This is a genomic window from Mucilaginibacter sp. UYCu711 (genome assembly GCF_050433825.1).
Lineage (GTDB): Bacteria > Bacteroidota > Bacteroidia > Sphingobacteriales > Sphingobacteriaceae > Mucilaginibacter.
The window spans coordinates 359,756-383,948 of sequence record NZ_JBNPWM010000004.1; the positions used below are offsets into that span (position 1 = coordinate 359,756).

Below are 24,193 nucleotides of genomic sequence, written 5' to 3' on the forward strand. Positions count from 1 at the left end.
ATCAAATTATCCAAATCAATTTACAATAGTTAGTGTTAACTATAAAACGCATAAATTATATATGAAGTTAGCTGTTGAACGTAAACCCGTAAGAGTTAATCCAGATCCCAAACGTGTTATTGCAAGATTCTTTTTTAATGGAAATGATCGCGCCAAAGAAGTTTTAGAACGTGTTATAAATATAAGTGAGGAAGAAGCATTCAGTATTATCTCTCCCTTGCTGCAAGAGTACTCTAAGCGCCACCGTAATATAACTCGTGTTTTAAACCGCCATTGCAGCAAATTAAAACCGCTTTTTACAGAATTAAATATTGATTATGATACGCTTACCGTATACCGTAAGTTATTGATTGGGTCGTATTTTACGCATGAGTATTCAATAGAGTCGGCGGCATTTTTTAACCCGTCTATTGTACAGGACCCTGATCAAAATGAACTGTCGGAGGGCGAGCGCCGGGTTATTATGAGCTTTCGGGCAGTAGGTGAGGGGCATATTTCGTCTATCACGTTCCGCCGGGCGTTGATCGACAAAAATAATAACATTACCGTTTTACCGGCAGGTAATTATATTGACGAGGCCGAAATTGTGCGTAATGCGGTTTACAATAAAAAACTGTTTTTTGATAAGGCTGCCATTACACAGATCAACATTGATGTACTGCATGAGTTGGAATCAAAACTTGATCATCACTTTGAATATTCTAACCTGCGCCGTATCATATCCGATTCGCAAAAATTGCAGGAAAGCGATATGAAAAAGCTGGAGTATGATAAGGTATTATGGCTTGCCGATTCATACTACGAGATTGTGTTTTCTTTGGACACCGATATATCGGATCGTGTGATATTCCCGATATCAGAATATGAACGTAAGGGTATTGAAGATGCACGGTTTGTTGAGTTTAGAAACGAGGATGGCAGCCGTGTTTATTATGCCACCTATACTGCTTATGATGGCGCCCTAATAATGCCTAAATTGCTGCAAACAACTGATTTTTATAATTTTAAGATAATGCCGTTATATGGTGCCGGTGCTCAAAATAAAAACCTGGCGCTATTTCCACGTAAGATAAATGGTAAGTATGTAATGATATCACGGATTGACGGTTGCAATAACTACATTATGTACTCTGACAAGATCAATATCTGGGAGAAACCGATATTACTGCAAAAGCCCAAATTTAGCTGGGAGTTTGTACAGATAGGTAATTGTGGATCGCCGATTGAAACTGAGCACGGCTGGATAGTGATCACACACGGCGTTGGCCCTATGCGCCGGTATGTGCTGGGTGCAAGCCTGCTTAAGCTGGATGACCCGGAAGTAGAGATTGGAAGGCTTAGAGAGCCTATATTGATACCTAACAGCGACGAACGCGAAGGTTATGTACCGAACGTTATTTATTCGTGCGGCTCTATTATCAATAATGGTAAACTGATTATCCCTTATGGTTTATCAGATTACTCAACCTCATTTGCCGAGATCGATCTGAATGATTTAATAGCTAAGTTTAAAGAAGACGCCAAGGAAACAAAGAAACTGGATAAGAAAGTACCGGCTTAATGTATATTAAAGTGCTATCCAATATGTATTAAATACTATACGCGGATATTTAAGATTTATTAATCTAAAAGGCCCTCAGAATTAACTGCAGGGCCTTTTATTATTTTAGCTGGATTTGGCATATCCCTTGTAATACAAATAGTGACAGTGAATTAATTAGGTAACTGTTTAACAAATTTGTATGGCGATAATTTTATATACCCCATGGATCATTTTAGAGAAATAAAAAATAATCTTGCCTGGCATAACGAAGGCAAATTTGAGGCTGAATTAATTAATGGTATAATTACCAAATTAAACTTTTGCGAACCCGGCAAAGGCCCCGATGACGTGGGTAAATGCCTTACATCAACCAACTACAAATACCTGCAGGCCGTTCACGCTTGCCTGGGCGATCTGTTTACTTTTATCGACGAAGAGAATAAAAGACTTGGTTACAAATATGCCGAGCATATACAGTTATCAAACTATCATCATGAAGACGCTGATGACAGCCATCAATCGCAGGAAGCCACGTTAAGGCCATTAATGAATTATGATGAACAGTCTCACCAAGATCAAAAAGAAAATATCTTAGGTAACAATATTGAATTATCTGCTTAGTTGAATATCAAGCGAGTTTAATACCTCAAAATCTTACGATAAAGATTCAAATAATCAGCAACCATCTTATCGCATGAGAATTGGGTGGTTGCCCAGGTATAGCAATCGACACGATTAATATCCCTTAGGCTTTTAACAGCTTCAACGGCAGTATCAATATCATTTACCAAAAAACCGGTTTCACCGTTTTTAATCAATTCAGGCATTGACCCTCTGTTAAAAGCAATAACCGGGGTGCCACAAAGCATAGCCTCTGCAACACTCATTCCAAACGGTTCATCAAAACTTATGGGGTGTAGTAAGGCCGAAGCGTTGCCTAATAAAATGTTTCGCTTTTCAGGGCCGGCACTGCCAATATAGGTTATTTGGTCGTTAAGCTGGGGTTCAATTTTGTTTTTAAAATATCCCTCGTCCTGCACTATACCGGCTATTATTAATTTGCGTTTACTTTTTTTGGCGATGTCGATAGCCTCGGCAGTTCCTTTATGTGGATGGATCCTTCCGAAATACAACAAGTAATCGTCCGGGTTTTCATTTAGTTCAAAATCTTTGGGATCAAGCCCATTATAAACTGTGGCTAAGTAATTAAGCTCGGGGCTCCGGTCGCTATTACTTATGGATACGTAATTACCGATTGAATTATATTTTTTATAAACCGGAATAATCCGTTCAGACGAAAACCCGTGAATAGTAGTGATAACAGGCGTTTTTATTAACCGCGAATAGGTTAGCGGCAAAAAGTCAAAGTTGTTGTGAATGATATCAAACTCGCCTGCCTTCTCCATTAAATTGCTAATGTGAAGGCACTCCAGCACCTTGGCGTCCTGGGTACGGTCCTCCTCATAACCTTGTTCGCAAATAGCATCCAGCTTGCCGGCAGTAATAGAATCGCCGGTAGCAAAAAGTGTAACATCAATGCCAAGCTTAATTAAGCCTTCAGCAATATTTGATGCAACCTGCTCCCACGGGCCGTAGTGCCTGGGCGGTGTGCGCCAGGCTACGGGGGCCAATACTGCTACTTTCATTTATTTAGCGGTTACCAGTTTGTTCGAAAACCGATTGTACTCGTATTCCAACTCAAACGCTTGCAGCACTGTTAAATGCGATATTAAGTAAGCTAATGTACTTTCTGCACCCTGGTTACGGTTTATACCGGTTGGCAATAAGCCGTCGCAGCAACCTTTGGTTTCATGATCATATAATGGCGCACGCAAAGTGTTTTCGCCCAGGAACCATTTATAGCATAAAAACATTTTCTCGATATGCTCGGGCTTGCGGAACAGTTGGTAAGCCTGGAAGTGCATCAACACCATCGCCATCGTCTCTATAGCCTGCTGATCGAACGTTGGGAATTTACCACCACGATAATACCAGCCATCATTACCAACCGGGCTTAAATAGCCGTTTGATAAGGTCAGGTTATCCAAAAAACCCATAGTTTTTAAAGCTATCTCTTTAACACGCTCATTACCTGTTACCTGGCAAGAGTGTAGTAAAGCTAACGGAAGGATGGCATTATCATAGGTCATGCCTTCTTCAAACCATTCCCAGTCGTCGCTACGGGTTTTTTCGTAAGCATCAACCAATGGTTGGGTCATTCTTGCCAGTTCATTCATCATACCTTCATCCGTAGGATGCATTTGCAGATAAAGCGCTATACCGATAATGGCATTACCCATACCCCTTAAATGTTTCAAAGATCCAAAATGCGGGAATGATCGCTGAAAGATCTCGGTGGCAAATTCTTTATATGAGTTACTGCTGGCATAAGCTATTAAATAGCCCAGGCTCCAGATGGTACGGCCAAATGAATCTTCGGATCCTATTTCATCCAGGTAACGCCTGTCAAAGCTCAGGAAGTTGCGGAAATTACCATCATCCGTTTGCATGTAGTGAATGTAGCTAAGGTAGATGGGCAGCAATTCAAATGCTTCCTTACTGTTACTGCGTTTATGAGCCATAATGGCCATGATCAATGCACGCGCATTATCATCCAAACAATAACCTTCTTTTAAATTAGGAATGCCATATTTAGCGTGTTGAACTATACCAGTATCGTCGGTTAAACGTAATACATGGGTAAGGCTGAATTTTGGCATTATCTCAGGGTCAACAATACTGTTCTTTAAGATCTTATCTCTGAAATCATGCTCGTAGCAGGCTTCCTGTGCAACTTTAATATACTCGGCGCCTACAACCGGCCAGCGTAAATGCAAGCCATATTCGTACGCGTTTTGTTTTAATTCTTTCAACACCCTGTCCTGGTCCAATAGTTCAATTACGATATCGGCCAAAGCATCGGCATTTTTAAAATCAAATAAACGGCCGCGGTTATGGTCCAATAGTTCGGTAGCATGCCAGTATGGTGTTGATACAACAGCAGCACCTGCACCAACGGCATAAGATAAGGTTCCGCTGGTTATTTGTGCTTCGTTTAAATAAGGCGTCACGTAAACTTCGGCAGCCGACAGGTATTGAATTAATTCTTCTTCGGCTACAAATTTATTTACAAAACACAGGTTTTGCGACACACCTAATTGATTAGCCAGTGTTTTTAAATGGTCGCGGTATTCCTCGCCCGAGTTTTTTATTACGCCGGGGTGGGTATTACCTAAAACAACGTACATAACGTCCGGGTGGTTTTCTACTATCCGCGGTAACGCACGTACCACGGTTTCCAGGCCTTTGTTACGGCTTATCAAACCGAAAGTTAAAAGCACCCGGTGGTTTTTAAACGGAGTTAAGTTTTTTACCGGGTTATCTTCCGGTGCTTCCAGGTCGGGTACACCATGTTCTATTATTTGTATTTTCTCGGCCGGGATATCATAGATAGTAGTTAAGAACTCTACAGCACGCTGGCTCATCACGATGATCTTGGCAGATTGCTCTGCTATCTCCCTGATGATAACGCGCTGCACATAACTTGGATCTTTAAGTATTGTATGTAAAATAGATATTAATGGTTTCTCTAACCTGTTTAATAATGGTAAAATATAGATCCCGCTTTCACCGCCATAAATGCCAAATTCATGTTCCATTATAACTGCATCGGCGGTGCTGGTGTTGATATAGTTTGCGGCTCTTATATAGTCTTTTTGATGATTTTGACGGATGACATATTTCACCTCCTCAGGATATTCGTATTCATGAACATCTTCCGAATCAGTTAGCGCTACTACAAAATCTCCTTTTAATAAATTTCCCCGGTCAGGGAAATTGGAGCCAATGGCACGCATTAAATTTTGGTTAAACGTAGCGATACCGCATTCGCGGGGCGGATAGGTTGAGATGTATGCTATTTTCATATTTTTTGGTAATGTGATAGTGCTGGTCATGGTGTTAGTAGCTCTTTTCGGTTAGTGTATAGTAAACTGACTAAAAAACCGTGCATTTTCACTGAAAAAATGTTATTTATACCGTTTAAGTGCACTTTTTAACAGCGTACTCTACATTTTGCATAAACCATACCAAGATTTGTGGAAACAGCTATGGAAATAAGAGAAGGAGGAATTTTACTGTAGCTTAACAATAATAACTTATTGCCTCTACTATAACCGCGCATGCTGTTTTAATTTCGTCATCACTAATGATAAGGGGAGGGGCAATGCGCATGGAATTATCGCAATGTAAAAACCAGTCGGTTATTACACCGCGTTCAATACAACGGTCTATTATTTTTTTGTTGAGATCGAAGTTTTCAAGCTCGATAGCCAGCATCAGCCCTATACCGCGGATTTGTTTTATAGTAGGGTGTACCAGTAAGCTTCGCATTAAAGTTTCTTTTTCGGTGACTTGTGCTATTAGGTTATCATTCAACAATACCTCCAGCGCAGCCAGGCCCGCTGCGCAACAAACCGGGTGGCCGCCAAAGGTGGTAATGTGCCCAAGTATCGGGTTTTCTTTTAGCGCGCCCATTATTTTGTTTGATGATATAAAAGCACCTAGCGGCATACCACCGCCAAGAGCTTTAGCCAGCAATAAAATATCCGGCACAATACCAAAATGCTCGAAAGCGAAAAGCGTACCTGTACGGCCAAATGCGGCCTGGATCTCATCTAATATCAATAAGGTGCCTGTTTCATCACAACGCTTGCGCAGGGCTTGCATATAGGCCATGTCGGGCACACGGATACCTGCTTCGCCTTGTATGGTTTCGATAATGACGCAGGCAGTTTGATCTGTTATATATTGCAGGTCATCAATATGATTAAAGCGGATAAAATTAACACCCGGCAATAATGGACGATAGGCTTGTTTAAAATCCTCATTACCCATTACGCTTAAGGCTCCATGGGAACTACCGTGGTAGGAGTTATGGCACGATATGATTTGATGCCTGCCGGTAAAACGCTTAGCTAATTTTAAAGCACCTTCAACTGTTTCGGCACCCGAATTTACAAAGTATACGGATTGCAGGTTATCGGGCAGGATAGACACCAGTTTTTCGGCGAAGCGAACTTGCGGGGTTTGCACATACTCGCCATATACCATCAGGTGCATGTACTTATCAACCTGTTGTTTTATTGCATTGATAACATACGGATTGCTATGGCCCAGGTTACTTACACCTATGCCCGATATCAAGTCGATATAGGCTTTGCCTGCCGTATCATAAAGATTAACGCCTTCGGCACGCTCAAATTCTAATAACAGTGGGAAATCTGTAGTTTGTGCATTGTTGGCTAAAAATAATTGGCGGAGGGTTAACATATCTCCCAAAAATACAAAAGGCTTACCACTTTATGCGATAAGCCTTTTTATTGTTAGTTAAAAATATTTTACTCCTGTTTGCCCGGGTTTTGTTCGTGAAGCTTACGTACCAGCTCATCATTAAATTCGCGTTCGCTTTTAATTAACTGGCTTATTTTTTCGGGAGGTAGTATCTTCATAAACTCCTCATTATAATGCTTTTTGATGTCAACCAACTGGGCCTCGTAATCCAAATCCTTTTTTACCTGTTCGGCACCATTAGCCTGCGCGTCCGAATTATTAAGGCGCTTTAAACGCCTTACTTCAAACAGCTCATTTTGATAGCGGCGATATACTGGCCAAAAACGTTCGGCCTGTGCACGGGTAAGTGCAAGCTGCTGGTTTAAAAATGCTTCTTTAACCACCTGCACACGGCGCATGCCGGAGTTTTGTGCACGGACCGCATTATTGCCGCTATTTAGTTTTTGCTCGCGCAATTGCATACGCGAATTTTGCGAATAAGCCGAATAGCTGATACATGATATCACCAACACAACAAAAACATGCTTGAACAACTTATTCTTAATCATATCTTATTGGTCGGTATAATCTTGTAAAGCGGCTTTCAATTCGGCTGCACTAACAGGCAAGCTCTCAGAAGTAACGGTATGCTGGGTATCGCCACCATCAACATTTTCTTCCAGGTAATCCTGTATATCACTTACCGGGATAGCCGATAATTCTTTATGTAAAAACGAACGATCATGTATAGCTTCCGGCGATTGCATTTGTAAAAATACACCGGTACCTATCATCAACAGGAAACAAGCAGCAGTTGCATACTTAAACGCGGTCGAAGAGATCATCCTGATAACAACGCTCTTGCGTTTTACGATATCCTGGTTAACTGTTTTATTTAAAATGTCTTTGTTTAACTTGTTAAAATAACCTTCAGGAACAGTAAGCGTATCTGCTGCATTAACCAATGCTTCTTCAATTACCAGGCGGCTTTGTATTTTGCTGCTTAGCTCCTCAAAGTAATTTGCAGGTACGGTAAAATTGTTTTCTTCGGTATTCAATAATTCCTCTACCGCTATACGGCTTTGTATGTTATTGCTTAATTCTTCAAAGTAATTTGCCGGAACTGTAAAATTGTTTCCTTCGGTATTTAATACTTCTTCAACTGCTATACGGCCTTGTATGTTGCTGCTTAAGTTTTCGAAATAATTTTCAGGAACGGTTAAACCGCTGGCCGTTATATCTAAAACTTCTTCAACCGTTATACGGCTTTGTATGTTATTCCTTAGTTCTTCAAAATAATTTTCGGGTACACTAAAGCCCTCCGTCGGAACTGATGCTTTCAATTCGTCCAGTTTAATTGCTGATGTTATACGTTCATCCAACCCCTCAAAATAGCCAACAGGCACTGTAAACGGGTTTTTTATATCCACCTGTTTAAGCTGTGCGTAATCATTTAGCCATTCTTTTTTTTCTATATCGCTTGCCATGATTACCTAATAGATGAAATTTAGATGAAAAGGTTTAATCACAATTTAAATTTAATCTTCTGCCAATAAAATAGCCTCTATTTTTTTAACTGCCAAATGGAACGATGCCTTCAAGGCCCCGACACTTGTACCCAAAACCTGCGACATTTCCTCGTATTTCATATCGTCATAATACTTCATGTTAAATACAAGACGTTGTTTTTCGGGGAGGGTAATTATTGCATTCTGTAATTTTTTTTGCGCCGCGTCGCCATTAAAATAGCTTGAATCGGCCAATGTATCTGCTAAGTTATAAGCTTCGTCCTCGATAGAAACATTATTACGTTGTTTCTTTTTATTAAGGAAGGTGATACACTCGTTGCTGGCTATACGGTACATCCAGGTATAGAGCTGCGAATCGCTGCGGAAACCTGCAAGGTTTTTCCAAACCTTTATAAAAACGTCCTGAACCAAGTCATCTGAGTCATCATGATCAATAACCATGCGGCGGATATGCCAGTAAATTTTTTGCTGATATTTAGCAAGGAGCAGGTTAAATGCTTCGTTCCGGGTCTTTTCGTCCTGGAACTTACTTAGTATCTCTGCATCTTCAACCTGTGTGGCCATGTGTAATATATTTTTTACTATAATAGTTATTTAGGGTTTTTGTTTTAAACAACTATTGGCGCTAAAGTAATTATTATTTTTTTAGCCTCACCCTAAATCCCTCTCCAAAGGAGAGGGACCTCGATGCAAAGCTGAAAACAAACTTAATAAATAATTTTAAAGCCCCCTCTCCTTTTGGAGAGGGCCGGGGTGGGGCTACAACAAATCCAGCACCTGTTGTGATGCCGCCTTGGTATCCACCTTATCAATTACCTGTTTAATAATACCATTGCCATCAATAATAAATGTAGTGCGTATGGTACCCATAAACTTTTTACCATACATGCTTTTTTCGCCCCAAACATTGTACGCATCTACTATGCTGTGATCGGTATCTGCTATCAGCGGGAACGGCAAATTATACTTGGTCTCGAATTTTTTATGTGATTTTTCATCATCAGTACTTACACCAATAACCTCGAAACCTTTACCAACCAACGATTGATAGTTGTCCCTGAAATCGCAGGCCTCGGCAGTGCAGCCCGGGGTGTCGTCCTTTGGATAAAAATAAAGGATAACGGTTTTGCCTTTAAAATCGGCTAACGAAACTGTTTTGCCATTTTGGTCCTTCGCGGTAAAATCGGGGGCTTTGTCGCCTGCTTTTAGTGTTGCCATTATCTTATAAAATCTGCTTTGTATTGTGAAAAGTTGTTTTTAGCGTCGCCAACCACCAGCTCAAATTTATGCCTGCCGGCTGCAACGCTATCATCAAAGGTATAACTTAGTATCCTGCTTTTATAATCCCATTCCATCAGCACCCATTTGTCATCTATCCGGCCATTGTAAGTTTTTACGCCTGATAGATTATCGCCTATCCGTATAAAGATCTTTTTAGCTTTCGACAGGTTAGCGCCGCTGCGGATGTTCAACGGCGTAACATAAGGCGGGGTTTCATCCAGTGTGATATAATAATCGCCAAAGGCACGGGCCTTACCCTTAATGTAGCCATTGTCATAAACGCAACTATCGCATACGCCACCAGTACCTACAATAAGCGCTTTGTCTTTTTTGTCGCCCAGGTCAACGTCCGGCTTTATCCAGATATCATACTTGTCATGAATAGGGGTAAGCCGGTTATGTAAGTGGTGGGTGATAGAATAAGCGTTAGGCTTTTTGGGCAGCGCTTCGTATTTAAAATCAACATCATCATATAAATTTCCTTGCGGGATGATGATCTTTACTTTATCGGTACTGAACTCGTTGCGTTGATTGTAGCGAAAAGCCGCCTCCGGCGACTTTAATACAGTAGTTGCGGGGAACACATATTTTGATTGTACTTTTAAAGTAATTGTAGAGGTATTGCCGGCAACATCTTTAACTACATATTCTACATCGTGCTGCCTGTCGTCATTAAAATTAATGATACCCCGGTTTACAGATTGCGGGTAAAGCGAGATATTACTGCCGGGTGGTACGAAACACTTCTGAATAAAGCGATGCGCGGTTAAATACGTTGGGTAATCAATATACGCATTAATAGCATGGGTTTGATCGAACGCGAACCGTTCGGCAGCAAAGGTATAAACCGTTTTGCCATCCAGCTTTAATTCAATTGAATATACGCCGTTAGGGTTAACTGATGCGCTGTTTTTGTCGGTAGCTGATATCCCGAAACCTACACTGCCGCTAAGCTCAATAACCTTTGGCACTTTTAGGTGATAGCTACCGGCTGCGCCGGCAACCGCCAAAAACTGGCGCGGCGTGTTCTCGCTAAAAGGTTTCCCATCTAACTGGTAAATACCCACGGCGGTTATTGCCGGTGGTATGCCATCGGGAATGGTAATGCCGAATAGCTGCGGATTGATAGTTTGTTCGCTTTTGGTATCCCTGATCTCGAAGTGGACATGCGGCCCGGCCACAGCGCCCGATTGGCCCGATATGGCAATAACATCATCTTTACAAACTGTTATCTGATCAGGGGGTAAATTAAAATCGACATCGTACAATTGGTGCGCATACTGGTAGTCGCGTAGTACTTTAGCTATTTGCGGGCTAAAGGTTTGGTTATGCATATAAACTGTTGTATATCCGTTGGGATGATCGATATAAACAATATTGCCGCCACCACCAAACTGCACCCTTATACGGGATACATAACCATCGGCAGCGGCATGCACGGGATAGCCGCTTCGTTGGTTTGTCCTGAAATCTAACCCGGCATGAAAATGATTTGGCCTTAATTCGGCAAAGCCCCCGGCGGTAGATGGCGGAAGATCAAGCGGGTAACGAAAAAAGTTTTTTGGGTATTGTTTACTTTGTATAGTTTGTGCGTGGGCGCTGAATGTATAGCAGGATATTAACAGGAGGGCAGAAAAAAACTTATTCATTAAACTAATTATAGGTGCTATATATTAACGCCGTCATGCAGAACTTGTTTCGGCATAACGCTGGCTAAGTTATTAAATTACTGTGTAACTGCAGGTTGAACAAACCTGGCACGGCTTTTACTTTACGTAAAAGTCGATCAGCTTTTCTTGCTCCAGGTAACCTTCTAATCTGTCGCCGACAGCAACTTTAGCAACACCTGCCGGTGTACCGGTAAATATCAGGTCGCCTTTTTTTAGTGTGAAATAGCGGGATACAAAAGCGACGATGTATTCGAACGAGAACAGCAGGTTACTTGTATTGCCCGTTTGCCTGGTTTGGCCGTTAACATCCAAATGGAAATTAAGCTGGTAGATATCTGTAAAATTGGTTTTAGGCACAAAGTTGCTAACGGGGGCCGAGTTATCAAACGCCTTAGCCAGTTCCCACGGCAAGCCTTTTTCTTTATGGCGCGATTGGATGTCGCGGGCGGTAAAATCAACACCTAATGCTATTTCATCATAATAACCTGCCGCAAACTTTTCGCTGATGTGCTTTCCTTCCTTGCTAATCTTCAAAACCACTTCCAGTTCGTGATGGATATCTTCAGAAAAATCAGGATGGTAAAAAGGCTTGTTGTCTTTTAATAAAGCGGTATCGGGCTTTAAAAATATTACCGGGGTAGTTGGTACTGGGTTATTTAGTTCTTTGGCGTGCTCTGCATAGTTGCGGCCAATAGCGATGATCTTCATGTAGTATAATGAATGAATTATTGAATTACAGATTATTGAATGGTAAAGTTAATAGGAATTAATTCAATAATTCACTCAATCAATAATTCAATAATTATAAAATAGAGATCCGTTTGATAATTGATTCGGTACCGGCTACCACGCGGATAAAGTAAAAGCCGCGGTTTAATTTAGGATTAACAGGGCGGGTTAGCACTTGTTCGCCGGGTTCAACCCTTTGCGAAAACAGTACCATTACATCATTACCCAATACATCCACCATTTTTATAGTGACGTTTGAGTTACGCGACAACATATATTTTAAATTGATTTGATCGGTTATAGGGTTTGGATAAACCTCTACACTGCTTAATAATTTATCGTCGGCCCGTGGTACGGATAGTTTTGTACTTGATATAACTCCAGGCTTTATGGGCGGCAGGGTAAATGATAATATGTTCTTTTTTACTTTCTTTTTAAAAGGCGAGTAATTTATCGAGTCGTGATTGGGAAGCTGCATCGCCGTAGCAAGCGCACAGTTCATGGATATTGCTATTGCAATTATTAGTATCCATGAATAAGTGGAGGTAAAATTTTTCCTCATGCGTTATAATTAGTTTTCGTTTACAAAAGTATAAATAAAGATTTCATCAATTTCAATATCCATACTTTTATTACACTATTTAACACTATTTAACAAAGATGGTTTAACGCCTAACAATTTAAATACTTATACGTTTTTACATTTTATAAGTTCTAATCAAATATTTTAATAATTTTGTGCGTTTTAAACAAAGATAGTGTCGCATCATAAAGAAGATCTACAAAAACTGACAGCCGCTGGGCTCCTTATCAGTTTAGGAATTATTTACGGAGATATAGGTACCTCTCCGTTATACGTGTTCAAAGCAATTGTTGGTAGTAAAAATGCTATATCCGATATTTTGGTATTGGGTGGGGTGTCCTGCATATTCTGGACGCTAACGTTGCAAACAACTTTAAAATATGTGGTAATAACCTTACGGGCCGATAACAAAGGCGAGGGTGGTATTTTCTCGCTCTTCTCGTTAGTGCGCCGTAAAGCCAAATGGCTGATAGTGCCGGCAGTAATTGGCGGCTGTGCCTTACTTGCCGATGGTATTATTACACCACCAATTACCATATCAGCTGCAATTGAAGGCTTGCTGCCAAGGTTCCCCAGTTTACATACCGAGCCGGTAGTAATAGCCATTATTGCGGTTTTATTCCTGATACAACAGTTTGGCTCATCAATGGTAGGCAAAGCTTTTGGCCCTATTATGTTTATATGGTTTACCATGATGGGTGTATTGGGCATATCCTATATAGTGCAGGACCCAACAATAATAAAAGCATTAAACCCGTATTACGCGTTTAAATTGTTAACAGGACATACTTATCATGCTTTTATAATTTTAGGTGCTGTGTTCCTGTGTACTACTGGTGCCGAAGCTTTATATTCAGATTTGGGCCATTGCGGCCGTAAAAATATACAGATCAGTTGGGTGTATGTTAAAACCTGCTTGGTGCTGAATTACCTGGGCCAGGGGGTTTGGCTATTACAGCATAACGGGCAGATACTTGATCTTAACCTGCTTAACCCTTTTTACCAGATAATGCCGGTGTGGTTCTTAAATTACGGTATCGGTATTGCTACCATTGCCGCTATTATTGCCAGCCAGGCCTTAATATCAGGTTCATTTACATTGATTGCTGAGGCTGTAAGATTAAACCTTTGGCCCAAAGTAAAGATCCATTACCCGAGCGAGCAAAAAGGCCAGCTGTATGTATCAAGCGTTAACTGGTTGTTATGCGCAGGCTGTATAGGTGTGGTGCTATTGTTTAAACATTCTGACAGTATGGAGGCCGCCTACGGCTTAAGTATTACGGTAGCTATGTTAATGACCACTATTTTGGTGTCGCGGTTTTTACGCCGTAAAAAAGTACCAAATTATATGGTGAACACTTTCCTTGCCATGTACCTGCTTATAGAAGGCACATTTTTATATGGTAACCTAAACAAATTTAAAGACGGTGGCTGGTTCACTTTATCAATAGGCGCGTTTTTATTTGCTGTTATGTGGACCTGGCACACTGCCCGTAAGATCAGGAACCGCTACGTTAAGTTTGTTGAGATAGATGAGTATTACAATATCATAAAAGAACTAAGCGATGACGAGACCGTACCTAAATACGCGTCGCAACTGGTGTATTTAACCAGCGCTAACTTTAACTCGGAAGTTGAATCGAAAATTATTTATTCCATCCTGCAAAAGCAACCTAAGCGTGCCGATGTGTACTGGCTGGTGCACGTTGACGTGGTGGATGAGCCTTATAAAAAAGAATACGAGGTTGATGTACTGGTGCCTAATAAATTGATCAGGATTGACTTTAAATTAGGTTTCCGTATTGAGCAGCAAATAAACTTACTGTTCAGGCGCGTGGTTGAGGACCTTGTTAAAAACGGTGAAGTTGATATTACCAGCCGTTACCAATCGTTAAACAAACATAAAATTGTTGGTGATTTTAGATTCGTGGTAATTGAGAAAGTGCTTTCGCGTTCACAAAACCTTTCTTTTTATGAGAAAGCAGTTATGGCATTTTACGCTTATCTTAAAAAAATAAGCTTATCAGAAGAGCGGGGCTTTGGGCTCGACCTGAGTTTTGTAACGATAGAGAAAGTACCATTGATGCTGGCCGCGCCGGAGACAGTGGAAATTACTCGCGTTAGTTGTTAAATGTTAAAAACATTTTAAATTAATATTTCTTCAGTATTAATACAGATTGTAAAAATAACTTTGCAATCTCTATTATTATATCTATGAAGCATTTATTAATAGCAATTTTCTGCCTTATTTCTGTAGAAGTTTGTGCACAGCAGGCAACTGATACCACCAAAAAAAAAATTGTCGATACTATTAAGAAGGACCTTTTTACCGCCCCTGATACGGTAAAAAAATTGCGGTCTAAAGTTTGGTCTTTCGTACCCGCAGCGGTTGCTGTGAGTTATGGCGCTTTATCATTTGCCATTCACCCTATCCGCAGGTTAGATTATTATGTGCAAACGGAGACGAACAAAACCAGCCCGAATTTCCACTCAAAAGCCGAAAATTATTTCCAATATGCACCGGTTGCTATGGTATATGGTTTAAACCTGGTTGGTGTTACCGGTAAAAATCGCTTTATAGACCGTACCGCCTTGTTGGGTCTTTCGGCAGGAATATTGGGTATAACAACGTTTACAACAAAAAAACTAACTCACAGGTTACGCCCCAACGGTGCCGATTACTATTCGTTTCCTTCGGGACATACCGCGAATGCTTTTATGGGCGCCGAGTTTATAGCACAAGAATATTCAGAAAAGTCATATATATATACCGCCATCGGTTATTCTTTTGCAGTTACTACCGGCGTGTTTAGGATGTATAACCGCGATCATTGGTTCAGCGACGTAGTAGCCGGGGCAGGCGTAGGTATTATATCTACCAAATTATCTTACCTGATATATCCTTATCTGCGGAACGCGTTAACCCACACCGATAAAAAAGGTAAAAGCGCTATGCTGATGCCTTTCTATCAAGATGGTGTACCTGGATTGTCGTTTGCTATGCAGTTGTAAATTATTTATACCTGATCTTATAGCCTAATATTATTGCCGAAAATAAAAAGGTTATCGCATTAGCAACTGCTACAGGTGCACTTGGAGACATTATTCCATATATCAGCCATAAAAATGTACCCACTGTAAAAACCACGTACATGGATAAAGAGATGCCCGAGGTGTCTTTGGTACGGATAGTTTTAACAGCCTGCGGTAAAAACGAAACAGTGGTGCTAAAAGCGGCCATGAAGCCTATAATTTCGATGTAACTCATTTTAATTGCAATATGCGGATGTGCAAATGTGCAAATTAATTTGGAATTAGTAGCTATCTTAGTGTAAAAAATACACTTAGGTGTTTGTGTGCTTGTTTATTTATACTTAGTTATTTGTCAACTACTTAATGCGTACCTGTACATTAAATTTGTTTACCCAATTTACTATTCTTGTAGCTATAAGTAAAATAAATAACCAAACCTATAACCAGCCATATTAAAAAACGCAGCCAGTTGGTATAGCCTAATTGTGTCATCAGGTAAAAACAGCTCATTAAACCTAATACAGGTATCAGCGATAAGTTTTTTATAAAGGCCAGCACCGTTAATACCGCCGCCAATAAAATGAACAGAAACATCGGGAAGTTCTCGTGCGCGTTCTCGCCTGAGAATAGCTCTGTAATTGGTTTCCAAAAACCTACCATACCTGCCACAAACAGCACCGGCACTATAAACTTAGCGTTGATATACGGCAAATGGAACCGGCCCTTATGCGCACTTTCTCTTGGCAATAACAAAACCCCTCCGCAAACCAATACAAAAGCAAACAAGGTGCCTATACTGGTTAGGTCGGTTACTTCTGTTAAGTTCATAAACAAAGCCGGGATAGCCACCACAAAACCAGTAACTATAGTTGCAAATGATGGTGTATGATATTTAGGATGGATACGCGAAAATGCTTTAGGCAATAAGCCATCGCGGCTCATGCTCATCCAGATCCTTGGCTGGCCCAATTGAAAAATCAACAATACGCTGGCGGTAGCTATAACCGCGCTTATAGATATTACGTAGCTTATTTTGCTTAAGCCAACCTGTTTAAATACAAATGCCAAAGGGTCGCCTACATTAAGGTCTTTATAACTTACCATACCGGTAAGCACCAGGGCAATTAAAACATATAATACCGTACAGATAATGAGCGAATAGATCATACCCCGGGGCAGGTCGCGTTGCGGGTTCTGGCATTCCTCGGCGGTAGTTGATATGGCATCAAAACCTATATAGGCAAAAAATACACCCGATACGCCTTTCATCACGCCGCTAAATCCGTTCGGTAAAAATGGGTGCCAGTTGGCAGGGGTTACATAAAAGAAGCCGATAACAATAACGGCCAGTACAACAGCTATTTTTAAATAAACCATAGCGTTGGTGGCCTTCTTGGTTTCGCGAATGCCGATGTAAACCAGGTAGGTAATAGCAATAACAATTGCCAGGGCAGGTATATTGGCTATCAATTTAATATTGCCAAAACCCGGGGCGTTGGTCCAGGCCATTGCGTGAGCTTTCATGCTGTCGGTAATATCTGCCAAATGTCCGCTGGCTGTTAACTGCGCCACACTTTCATGCGCACGGAAGGCGGTAAAATAATCCATTGTTAAATATTGCGGCATATGGATATTAAAACCTTCCAGCAGGTTAACAAAATATTCACTCCATGATATGGCTACCGCGATATTGCCGATAGCATATTCCATTAAAAGGTCCCAGCCAATTATCCAGGCTATTAATTCGCCAAATGATGCGTAGGCATAGGTATAGGCACTGCCCGCTACCGGGATTCGTGAGGCAAACTCAGCATAGCATAAAGCAGAGAATCCGCAGGTAATAGCTGTAATTATAAATAATATGGTAACACCCGGTCCACCCTCGAAAGAGGCTACACCGATGGTTGAAAAGATGCCTGCGCCAACTACTGCTGCTATCCCCATCAGGGTAAGGTCGCGTACGTTTAATTCTTTTTTAAGATGGGTTCCTGTATGCTCGGCATCACTAAAGCCGCTGGCAACGTCTGCTAATATTTTACTGATTGATTTTTTACGAAAAACGCTATTGGACATGCTTCTTAATTTGCTGTGCAGAACCAAACATAACCATTTTTTTGTTGAGATATAAGTATATGCTTACTTTGCACCCATGAAATTAGGAATAAAGGCTATTCTATACAAATTGAGATATTTTTTTATACCCTACCTGGTATTAATAGCCGCCTGTTTAATCATCAAACTAACTTATACCCGCGAAGAAATCTACTTCGCCGTAAACGCCAGCAATTGGGCCTGGGGCGATTATATAGCACACCATATAACCAATATTGGCGATGGCCTGACAACTATAATCCTGAGCGCAATAATATTGTTATTCAGTTATCGTAAAGCATTTGTTTTGGCGGGCAGTTATGCCTTAAGCTCGGGTATTGTGGCACAATCATTAAAGTTTGCTGTAAACGCGCCGAGGCCAAAATTGTATTTCCAGGATCAGTTGGCCAAGATCCATTTTGTGCCAGGCACAGATCAATTAAGCGTTCATAGTTTCCCATCAGGGCATACGGTCACCGCATTCTCAACAGCTTTAATATTAGCTTACTGGTGCAAAAATAAGTTTTGGGGATTGCCGTTATTGTTACTTGCCGTGTTGATTGGCTACTCGCGCATGTACCTGAGTCAGCATTTTTTTGAGGATGTTACCGCAGGCTCGGCAATAGGCGTGGTGGTTACTGTTAGTTGGCTCTACTGGACAGAGAACCTCGAATTTTTAAAGTCCCCCGCATGGAGCAGGGGACTGTTAAACAAATAATTTATTCGTACGCCAATCTTCTTTTCTTTTGGATGTATATTATTAAAAACACAACTAAGCCTAATGCGGCAATTACCAATATGCTGGTAATTACTACAGGCGATATGCCTTTAGCGTTTGATATATACTGATCATTTCGCTGTAATTCAGGCGATAACCTGATCGAGTTTACAAATGATTTATACTCGCCGGCTACAACCTCTTTACGCGCGTTTGGATACACATACTCAAAAATATAGGTAGCTGCATTGGTATACAGTAACACAATATTTCTTAATTGTATATCACCCTGTCCGTTATCGGTTTGCAAGGTAAACGTTTTAGCTTTTAACTTGCCGATAGTAGTGTCGCGGACAAACTGCGCGCTTGCATAGCTTGATTCGGCCTGGATACTCTTTACCTTGTCTTTAAGTACTTTATCCAGGTCGCGCTCTTTTTGTAAAGGCTTTGTGTTTTTAGCGTTAGGGGTCCTCAAAACCACTACATATCCTAATGTAGAATTTGAGGAATATACCTGCTGACCCAAAGTATCAGATTTTTGATAAGCAGAAGGTAACGATACAGTAACCAGGCTGTCAATTTTAACCGGAGTTAATTCCTGCTGGCTAAATGCTGTAAAGGCAGATAATATAAGTGTTGCGGAAATTAAAAGTGTCTTTTTCATACACACGGTTGTCCCAAAACCGTACCAAAACCGTTTTTGTAGCGGTTTTAAGACATTAAAATGGCACTAAAAATGTTAAAGTTTTGTTAAATTATCTATCCTTACGCGGTTGTATTGCTACAATAAAATCGGGCAAACATTGTAAACGATATTAGCCAAAAATATAAATACAGCCCAGCTATATCTACCAGAAATAACGGCCAAAATATCCGTTAGTAAAAAAAATATAAAGCACAAAAAATGATACCGCTCATACATGATAACCGTTTTCATATAGCCGGTGGCACCTAACTTCCCGCGGATTATTTTATATTGAGGATTACGCTTTTTCAGGAATGCATTAATATACTCGCCGTTTTGTACAAACTTGCGTATCAGCTTAATACCCAGCTTTTCATAAAATTTATGCTGATTACTTAACTGCAACAACTTAGCAGGCAATAGCAGGCTTGCGGCGCTTACCCCAATAAAAACATAACAGGTAAACAAATCGGCGGTGAGCCAAAAACCAATAACGGGGATGAAACAAAGTATGGTCCAAAAGAAATTGACTGCCTGGTTCATATTTGTTTCATCCCGGCTATGCTATAATTTTTCTATTTCGCCCTTTATAAAGGTTGCCAATTCTTTAACATAGCTGGCGCTAAAGTCAAACTTAATGCCCGCTGTCTCATAGATCTCCTTAATTGTTTTAGTGTAACCTAATTTTAGGGCAGCTAAGTATTGCTCCAATGCTTTCTCCGGATTTTCTTTATAATTTTTGTACACAGCAATAGCTCCTAATTGCGCAAAACCATATTCAATATAATAGAACGGGATCTCGAAAATATGCAGTTGCTTCTGCCATAAATTAGCTTCTGCCTCTTCCAATCCGCTCCAGTCGGCAAAGCCTGCGCCAAATGGCTCATATATTTTCAGCCACGCCTCGGCACGCTCTGATGCTAAATGGTCGGGGTTGGTATAGATCCAATGCTGAAACTGGTCGACAACCGCTACCCAGGGCAACGTTTTCAAGACATCGACCAACTGATCGCGTTTAGCACGTTTCAGGTCCTCTTCGTTATCAAAAAATACATCCCATTTATCCATTGATATCAACTCCATCGACATAGAAGCCAATTCAGCTACTTCTGACGGGCAATGTTTAAAATCATTCAACTCCAAATCGGCAGTTAAAAAGGTATGCACTGCGTGGCCGCCTTCGTGTACCATAGTGGTCAAATCGCGGAAGGTGTTGGCCGAGTTCATGAAAATAAACGGCGCGCCGGTTTCTGACAGTGGGTAGTTATATCCGCCCGGTGCCTTGCCTTTGCGGCTCTCTACATCAAACAGGTTATTATCCTTCATGATCTCCAAACGCTCGCCTAAATAACTGTTGATGTTGCGGAAACATTGGATAGACTTTTCTATCAGCTCCTCGCCGCTATTAAACGGTTTTAAGGCAGGTTTACCCGATGTGTTGACGTCCATATCCCATGGGCGCAAAGTATCCAGGCCTAAAGCTTCTTTGCGTTGTTGTGCATGCTCGCGCAGGATAGGTACGATCTCAAGTTCAATAGCTTCATGGAATGCATAGCAATCCTGCGGCGTATAATCAAAACGGCCCAACGCCTGGAACATATAATCGCGGTAGTTTTCAAAACCCGCGTTTACGGCCACTTTATGGCGCAGCACACGCAGGTGATCAAACAGGTCGTTCAACTTTTCTTTTTCCTCCAGGCGGCGGAAGGTGATCTTTTCCCAAACCTCCTGGCGCTTGGCACGATCGGTATCCTTTAAAAATACAGCGGCCTGCTCTAAAGTATATTCCTTGTCGCCGATGTGTACAGATAACGATCCGCTTATCGACTGGTATTTTTGCTGCTCAACCTGGATCTCGGTTTGGATAGGGATATTCTCCTCGCGGAATAGCTCCAACGACTTTTTAATACCGCGCAGGTAAACAAAGTACTTGTGTGCATCTAACTCATCAAAATACGGGCTTTTAACCAGCTTGATATTTAACTCGTTGCCGTAAGGCGCGGTTTTAGGCTCTATTTCGGTAGCAAAATACTGGAAATCGGCCAGCAATTGTTCGTTATTGGTATCGCAGGTCATGCGGATATAGCGCCAGGCAAAATCTTCTTCCAAAGCGGCTTCCAATTCACTGCGGTCGTGCAGCCAATGCTCTAACTCGGTAACCGAGTTGAGCTGGCGGCTAACTAAGTCTTTATACAACGGTTCCAGCGTGTCCCATTTAATTTCAAGGTCGGCAGGTATATAGGTGCGTGTTTTTTTATGGATCATGATGTTTTGATATGCGGATGTGCAGATATGCAAATGTGCGAATTAGTTGGGATGTGAGGAAACGGGAAAGGGTAAAATAAATTGGTATACCGTTTCGACACACCTGGCTCCATCTAATCACATTTACATCAATCCTTATACAAAGTCTCAGCCATATGTTTTATCCCTTCCTGGTAAGGGGTTGGTTTAAAATTAAAGGCTTTTTCAAACTTGCTACTGTCGAAAACATAGTCGTGGTTATATTGATAATACATTTCAACCGTACCCATAATTACTTTGGTAAACAAGCCGGCCATAAATAACAGGAACTTATTAATGCGCATATATTTTGGCTGAACCTTATAAATGGCTGCTGTTATTTCCAAAAGCTCTTTACCGATAATGGCGGGCGCTGTAGGCATGTGCCAGATCTGGTTATCGCTATCAGGGTTTTGACCCAGCAAATAAAGCGCTTTGCCCATATCAGGTATGTAACTAAAGCTATGTTTTGCTTTTGGATCGCCTATCCATTGTGCTTTTTGTTTTTTAGCATATTTATCAAGCACCATCATGTCCAAAAAACTGTTGGTGGGCGATGTGCCGTAAAAATCTGCTCCACGGGCAATGCTGGCCCTTAATGTGCCGGCTTTAACTTCGTCCATTAACATATTGGCTATACCCGCGCGGATCTGTCCTTTTACGCTGCTGGGTTTGTAAGGCGTTTCTTCGTTCATTGGGCCGTTAACCAAACCGTACATATAAACGTTGTCAAAAAATATCAACCGGGCGTTATTTTCTTTAGCCACATTAATAACATTGCGCATTAACACCGGCCATTGCTGCTTCCAGATGTTTTTATCGTAAACCAAACCGGCGCATAAGTAAATAACGGTTGCGCCTTTGGCTGCCGCCGATAATTCTGAGTAGTTAAGCAGATCGGCTTTTTTCCAGCTCAGTTTATCGCCTGTAAATTGTGATGGTCGCCTGCTTACCAGGCGGATGGTTTCATTGTGGTTTAATAATTCGGTGGTTAACGCGTTTGCTACTGGTCCGCCGGCTCCTAATATAGTATGCATAATCTTTCTGTTTTAGTGTGATACAAAAGTAGATCAGCCCTGATACTTAAAACGTTAACAAAAGATAAGAAAATAGTGATTAGATGATTTGAAGCGCGAATAAAATGTAGGATAAGTTACCTGGTAACAATCAATCTTCTTCTTATCCGCGAAAGCGAAACGGGGGTGATACCCAAAAAGTTGGCAATATAATGTTGCGGCATTCTTTGCAGGATTTCTTTGCCGGTGTTTAGTAACTGCAGATATCGTTCCTCTGGCGATTGGGTGATGAAAGAAGCCACCCTGTCTTCATAGCAGCATAAATAATACTCGGCAACCAGGCGGCCAAAGCGCTCCATTTTATAGGCAAGCAAAGGGTTGTTAAGCATTTGCTCCATGTCTGTGCGGCTGATGTTAATCAGGCGGGTATCTTCCAATGCCTGGATGTAGGTTAAGCTTGGCTTACGGGTAAGGTAACTTTTGTATGAGCTTACCAACTCATTCTCAAAACTGAAATAACCGGTTATATCCATACCATCCTTCATATGGAAATAGCGTACCGATCCGGTAACAATAAAGGCTACTTTATCGCATACTTTATCATACTCGGCAAAATATTGTTTCTTTTTTAGAGTGCTGAAGGTAAGATGCTGGGTAAATACAATCCACTCGGCCTCATTAAACTCAACAAACTTTTCAAGAGCCTTTCTGAAAGTAACCGATGCGATCGAGCTATCCATATCCCCGGTTTTAAAGTTTTATCCCCATAAATAATCCATGCGCCAACAACGATCTGTCCAACAAAAACAAACTGGCAAACACAACACTGGCAATGCCATTAGTTGTCATAAAAGCGAAGTTCACCCGGCTTAGATCATTCGGTTTTACCAATAGGTGCTGGTAGGTAAGCATGATGCAGAAAAACAAGATCCCCACATAATACAACAAACCAACCTGGGTATAAAACACGGGCAGCACAATAAATACCGCCGATAACACGTGCAGAAAGGTAGATAACCGCAAAGCATTTACCTTACCCATCCAGGCCGGGATAGAGTGTAGTTTTTCGGCACGGTCGAAGTCCTCATCCTGTAAAGCATAGATGATGTCAAAACCGCTAACCCAGCAAAGTACTGCTAACGAGAAGAATATAGGCAACAAAGCAAATTCGCCTGTCACCACTAAATAAGCGCCGATAGGGGCAAGGGATAAGCCCAACCCTAAAACCAAATGGCAAAGCGCGGTAAAACGCTTGGTAGCGCTATAACCCAAAACCACCATCAAAGCCACCGGGCTCAAATAAAAGCAAAGTGGGTTGATAAAATAAGTGGTAGCTATAAACAACAGGCAATTGGCAATAGTAAATGTTAAAGCCGATGCCGCGCTGATGCGCCCCGCCGGGATGTCGCGTACTTTGGTGCGTGGATTTTTGGCATCTATCTCGCGGTCCAGATAGCGGTTAAACGCCATGGCCGAGTTACGGGCAAACACCATACACAATACCATCATCACCAGCTTTGGCCACTCAAAGGTGTGGGTAGTTGTGGTAACCGCCAAAAAAAAGCCGATAAAAGCAAACGGCATGGCAAATATGGTATGCGAGAAAGTTACTAATGACAGATATTTTTTCATTTGTATGTTTTAATATTATACGCCGTCATTGCGAGGAACGAAGCAATCTCTGCACCTGCTAATCAATGT

General features: G+C 41.3%; 23 protein-coding genes. 5 read left to right on the plus strand and 18 right to left on the minus strand.

Going from position 1 to position 24,193, the window contains the following annotated elements; genetic code table 11:
• Positions 1–61: 61 nt before the first annotated feature.
• Both ABIB50_RS11045 and ABIB50_RS11050 read left to right on the plus strand, forming a co-directional pair.
• On the plus strand, positions 62–1,561 hold the full coding sequence (locus tag ABIB50_RS11045; RefSeq protein WP_429379773.1) for a glycoside hydrolase family 130 protein: 1,500 nt from the start codon (positions 62–64) through the stop codon (positions 1,559–1,561).
• A 204-nt stretch (positions 1,562–1,765) separates the two neighbouring features.
• Positions 1,766–2,164, plus strand: coding sequence for a hypothetical protein (locus ABIB50_RS11050; protein WP_429379774.1), 399 nt, complete (start codon positions 1,766–1,768; stop codon positions 2,162–2,164).
• Between the two features lie 17 nt (positions 2,165–2,181).
• Here ABIB50_RS11050 and ABIB50_RS11055 read toward each other — a convergent pair whose 3' ends face one another.
• The 10 genes from ABIB50_RS11055 to ABIB50_RS11100 all read right to left on the minus strand — a co-directional run bounded on the left by ABIB50_RS11055 (position 2,182) and on the right by ABIB50_RS11100 (position 12,645).
• Positions 2,182–3,189, minus strand: coding sequence for a glycosyltransferase family 4 protein (locus tag ABIB50_RS11055; RefSeq protein WP_429379775.1), 1,008 nt, complete (start codon positions 3,187–3,189; stop codon positions 2,182–2,184).
• Positions 3,190–5,469 carry a glycosyltransferase gene (locus ABIB50_RS11060; RefSeq protein WP_429379776.1) on the minus strand — a complete coding sequence of 760 codons (2,280 nt, stop codon included), beginning with the start codon at positions 5,467–5,469 and terminating at the stop codon, positions 3,190–3,192.
• A gap of 217 nt (positions 5,470–5,686) precedes the next feature.
• Positions 5,687–6,874, minus strand: coding sequence for an aspartate aminotransferase family protein (locus ABIB50_RS11065; protein ID WP_429379777.1), 1,188 nt, complete (start codon positions 6,872–6,874; stop codon positions 5,687–5,689).
• Between the two features lie 68 nt (positions 6,875–6,942).
• The gene (locus ABIB50_RS11070; RefSeq protein ID WP_429379778.1) at positions 6,943–7,443 is read right to left on the minus strand and encodes a hypothetical protein; all 501 of its coding nucleotides are present in this window, start codon (positions 7,441–7,443) and stop codon (positions 6,943–6,945) included.
• Positions 7,444–7,446: 3 nt separating this feature from the next.
• On the minus strand, positions 7,447–8,361 hold the full coding sequence (locus ABIB50_RS11075; protein ID WP_429379779.1) for a hypothetical protein: 915 nt from the start codon (positions 8,359–8,361) through the stop codon (positions 7,447–7,449).
• A gap of 51 nt (positions 8,362–8,412) precedes the next feature.
• A complete protein-coding gene (locus ABIB50_RS11080; protein WP_429379780.1) occupies positions 8,413–8,967 on the minus strand; it encodes an RNA polymerase sigma factor in 555 nt (184 codons plus the stop codon).
• 195 nt (positions 8,968–9,162) lie between these two features.
• Positions 9,163–9,621 carry a thioredoxin-dependent thiol peroxidase gene (gene bcp, locus ABIB50_RS11085; RefSeq protein WP_429379781.1) on the minus strand — a complete coding sequence of 153 codons (459 nt, stop codon included), beginning with the start codon at positions 9,619–9,621 and terminating at the stop codon, positions 9,163–9,165.
• Positions 9,621–11,333 (minus strand): M23 family metallopeptidase, encoded by a 1,713-nt coding sequence (locus ABIB50_RS11090; protein WP_429379782.1) that lies wholly within the window; start codon positions 11,331–11,333, stop codon positions 9,621–9,623. The genes bcp and ABIB50_RS11090 overlap by 1 nt, the downstream gene beginning before the upstream one ends.
• A 117-nt stretch (positions 11,334–11,450) precedes the next feature.
• Positions 11,451–12,062 carry a fumarylacetoacetate hydrolase family protein gene (locus tag ABIB50_RS11095; protein ID WP_429379783.1) on the minus strand — a complete coding sequence of 204 codons (612 nt, stop codon included), beginning with the start codon at positions 12,060–12,062 and terminating at the stop codon, positions 11,451–11,453.
• A 94-nt stretch (positions 12,063–12,156) separates the two neighbouring features.
• Complete coding sequence (locus ABIB50_RS11100; RefSeq protein WP_429379784.1) at positions 12,157–12,645, minus strand: T9SS type A sorting domain-containing protein; 489 nt, start codon at positions 12,643–12,645, stop codon at positions 12,157–12,159.
• Positions 12,646–12,841: 196 nt separating this feature from the next.
• On the opposite strand from ABIB50_RS11100, the gene ABIB50_RS11105 reads away from it, so the two are divergent.
• Positions 12,842–14,797 carry a KUP/HAK/KT family potassium transporter gene (locus ABIB50_RS11105; protein WP_429379785.1) on the plus strand — a complete coding sequence of 652 codons (1,956 nt, stop codon included), beginning with the start codon at positions 12,842–12,844 and terminating at the stop codon, positions 14,795–14,797.
• 83 nt (positions 14,798–14,880) lie between these two features.
• Entirely contained in the window at positions 14,881–15,678 is a 798-nt protein-coding gene (locus tag ABIB50_RS11110; protein ID WP_429379786.1) for a phosphatase PAP2 family protein, read from the plus strand.
• 1 nt (position 15,679) lies between these two features.
• On the opposite strand, the gene ABIB50_RS11115 is transcribed toward ABIB50_RS11110, so the two are convergent.
• Together ABIB50_RS11115 and ABIB50_RS11120 are read right to left on the minus strand one after the other, a co-directional pair.
• A complete protein-coding gene (locus tag ABIB50_RS11115; RefSeq protein ID WP_429379787.1) occupies positions 15,680–15,934 on the minus strand; it encodes a SemiSWEET transporter in 255 nt (84 codons plus the stop codon).
• Between the two features lie 143 nt (positions 15,935–16,077).
• The gene (locus ABIB50_RS11120; protein ID WP_429379788.1) at positions 16,078–17,772 is read right to left on the minus strand and encodes an amino acid permease; all 1,695 of its coding nucleotides are present in this window, start codon (positions 17,770–17,772) and stop codon (positions 16,078–16,080) included.
• A 76-nt stretch (positions 17,773–17,848) separates the two neighbouring features.
• Here ABIB50_RS11120 and ABIB50_RS11125 point away from each other — a divergent pair, with 76 nt between their 5' ends.
• A complete protein-coding gene (locus ABIB50_RS11125; protein ID WP_429379789.1) occupies positions 17,849–18,508 on the plus strand; it encodes a phosphatase PAP2 family protein in 660 nt (219 codons plus the stop codon).
• Between the two features lies 1 nt (position 18,509).
• Here ABIB50_RS11125 and ABIB50_RS11130 read toward each other — a convergent pair whose 3' ends face one another.
• The 6 genes from ABIB50_RS11130 to ABIB50_RS11155 form a co-directional block, all read right to left on the minus strand.
• Positions 18,510–19,172, minus strand: a complete 663-nt coding sequence (locus ABIB50_RS11130; RefSeq protein ID WP_429379790.1) for a hypothetical protein — start codon at positions 19,170–19,172, stop codon at positions 18,510–18,512.
• 117 nt (positions 19,173–19,289) lie between these two features.
• Positions 19,290–19,736 carry a hypothetical protein gene (locus tag ABIB50_RS11135; RefSeq protein ID WP_429379791.1) on the minus strand — a complete coding sequence of 149 codons (447 nt, stop codon included), beginning with the start codon at positions 19,734–19,736 and terminating at the stop codon, positions 19,290–19,292.
• Between the two features lie 21 nt (positions 19,737–19,757).
• Complete coding sequence (locus ABIB50_RS11140; RefSeq protein WP_429379792.1) at positions 19,758–21,458, minus strand: M3 family oligoendopeptidase; 1,701 nt, start codon at positions 21,456–21,458, stop codon at positions 19,758–19,760.
• Between the two features lie 128 nt (positions 21,459–21,586).
• Positions 21,587–22,513, minus strand: coding sequence for an NAD-dependent epimerase/dehydratase family protein (locus tag ABIB50_RS11145; protein WP_429379793.1), 927 nt, complete (start codon positions 22,511–22,513; stop codon positions 21,587–21,589).
• A gap of 116 nt (positions 22,514–22,629) precedes the next feature.
• The gene (locus tag ABIB50_RS11150) at positions 22,630–23,232 is read right to left on the minus strand and encodes a Crp/Fnr family transcriptional regulator (protein WP_429379794.1); all 603 of its coding nucleotides are present in this window, start codon (positions 23,230–23,232) and stop codon (positions 22,630–22,632) included.
• Between the two features lie 10 nt (positions 23,233–23,242).
• Positions 23,243–24,124, minus strand: a complete 882-nt coding sequence (locus ABIB50_RS11155; protein ID WP_429379795.1) for a UbiA-like polyprenyltransferase — start codon at positions 24,122–24,124, stop codon at positions 23,243–23,245.
• Positions 24,125–24,193: the final 69 nt, after the last annotated feature.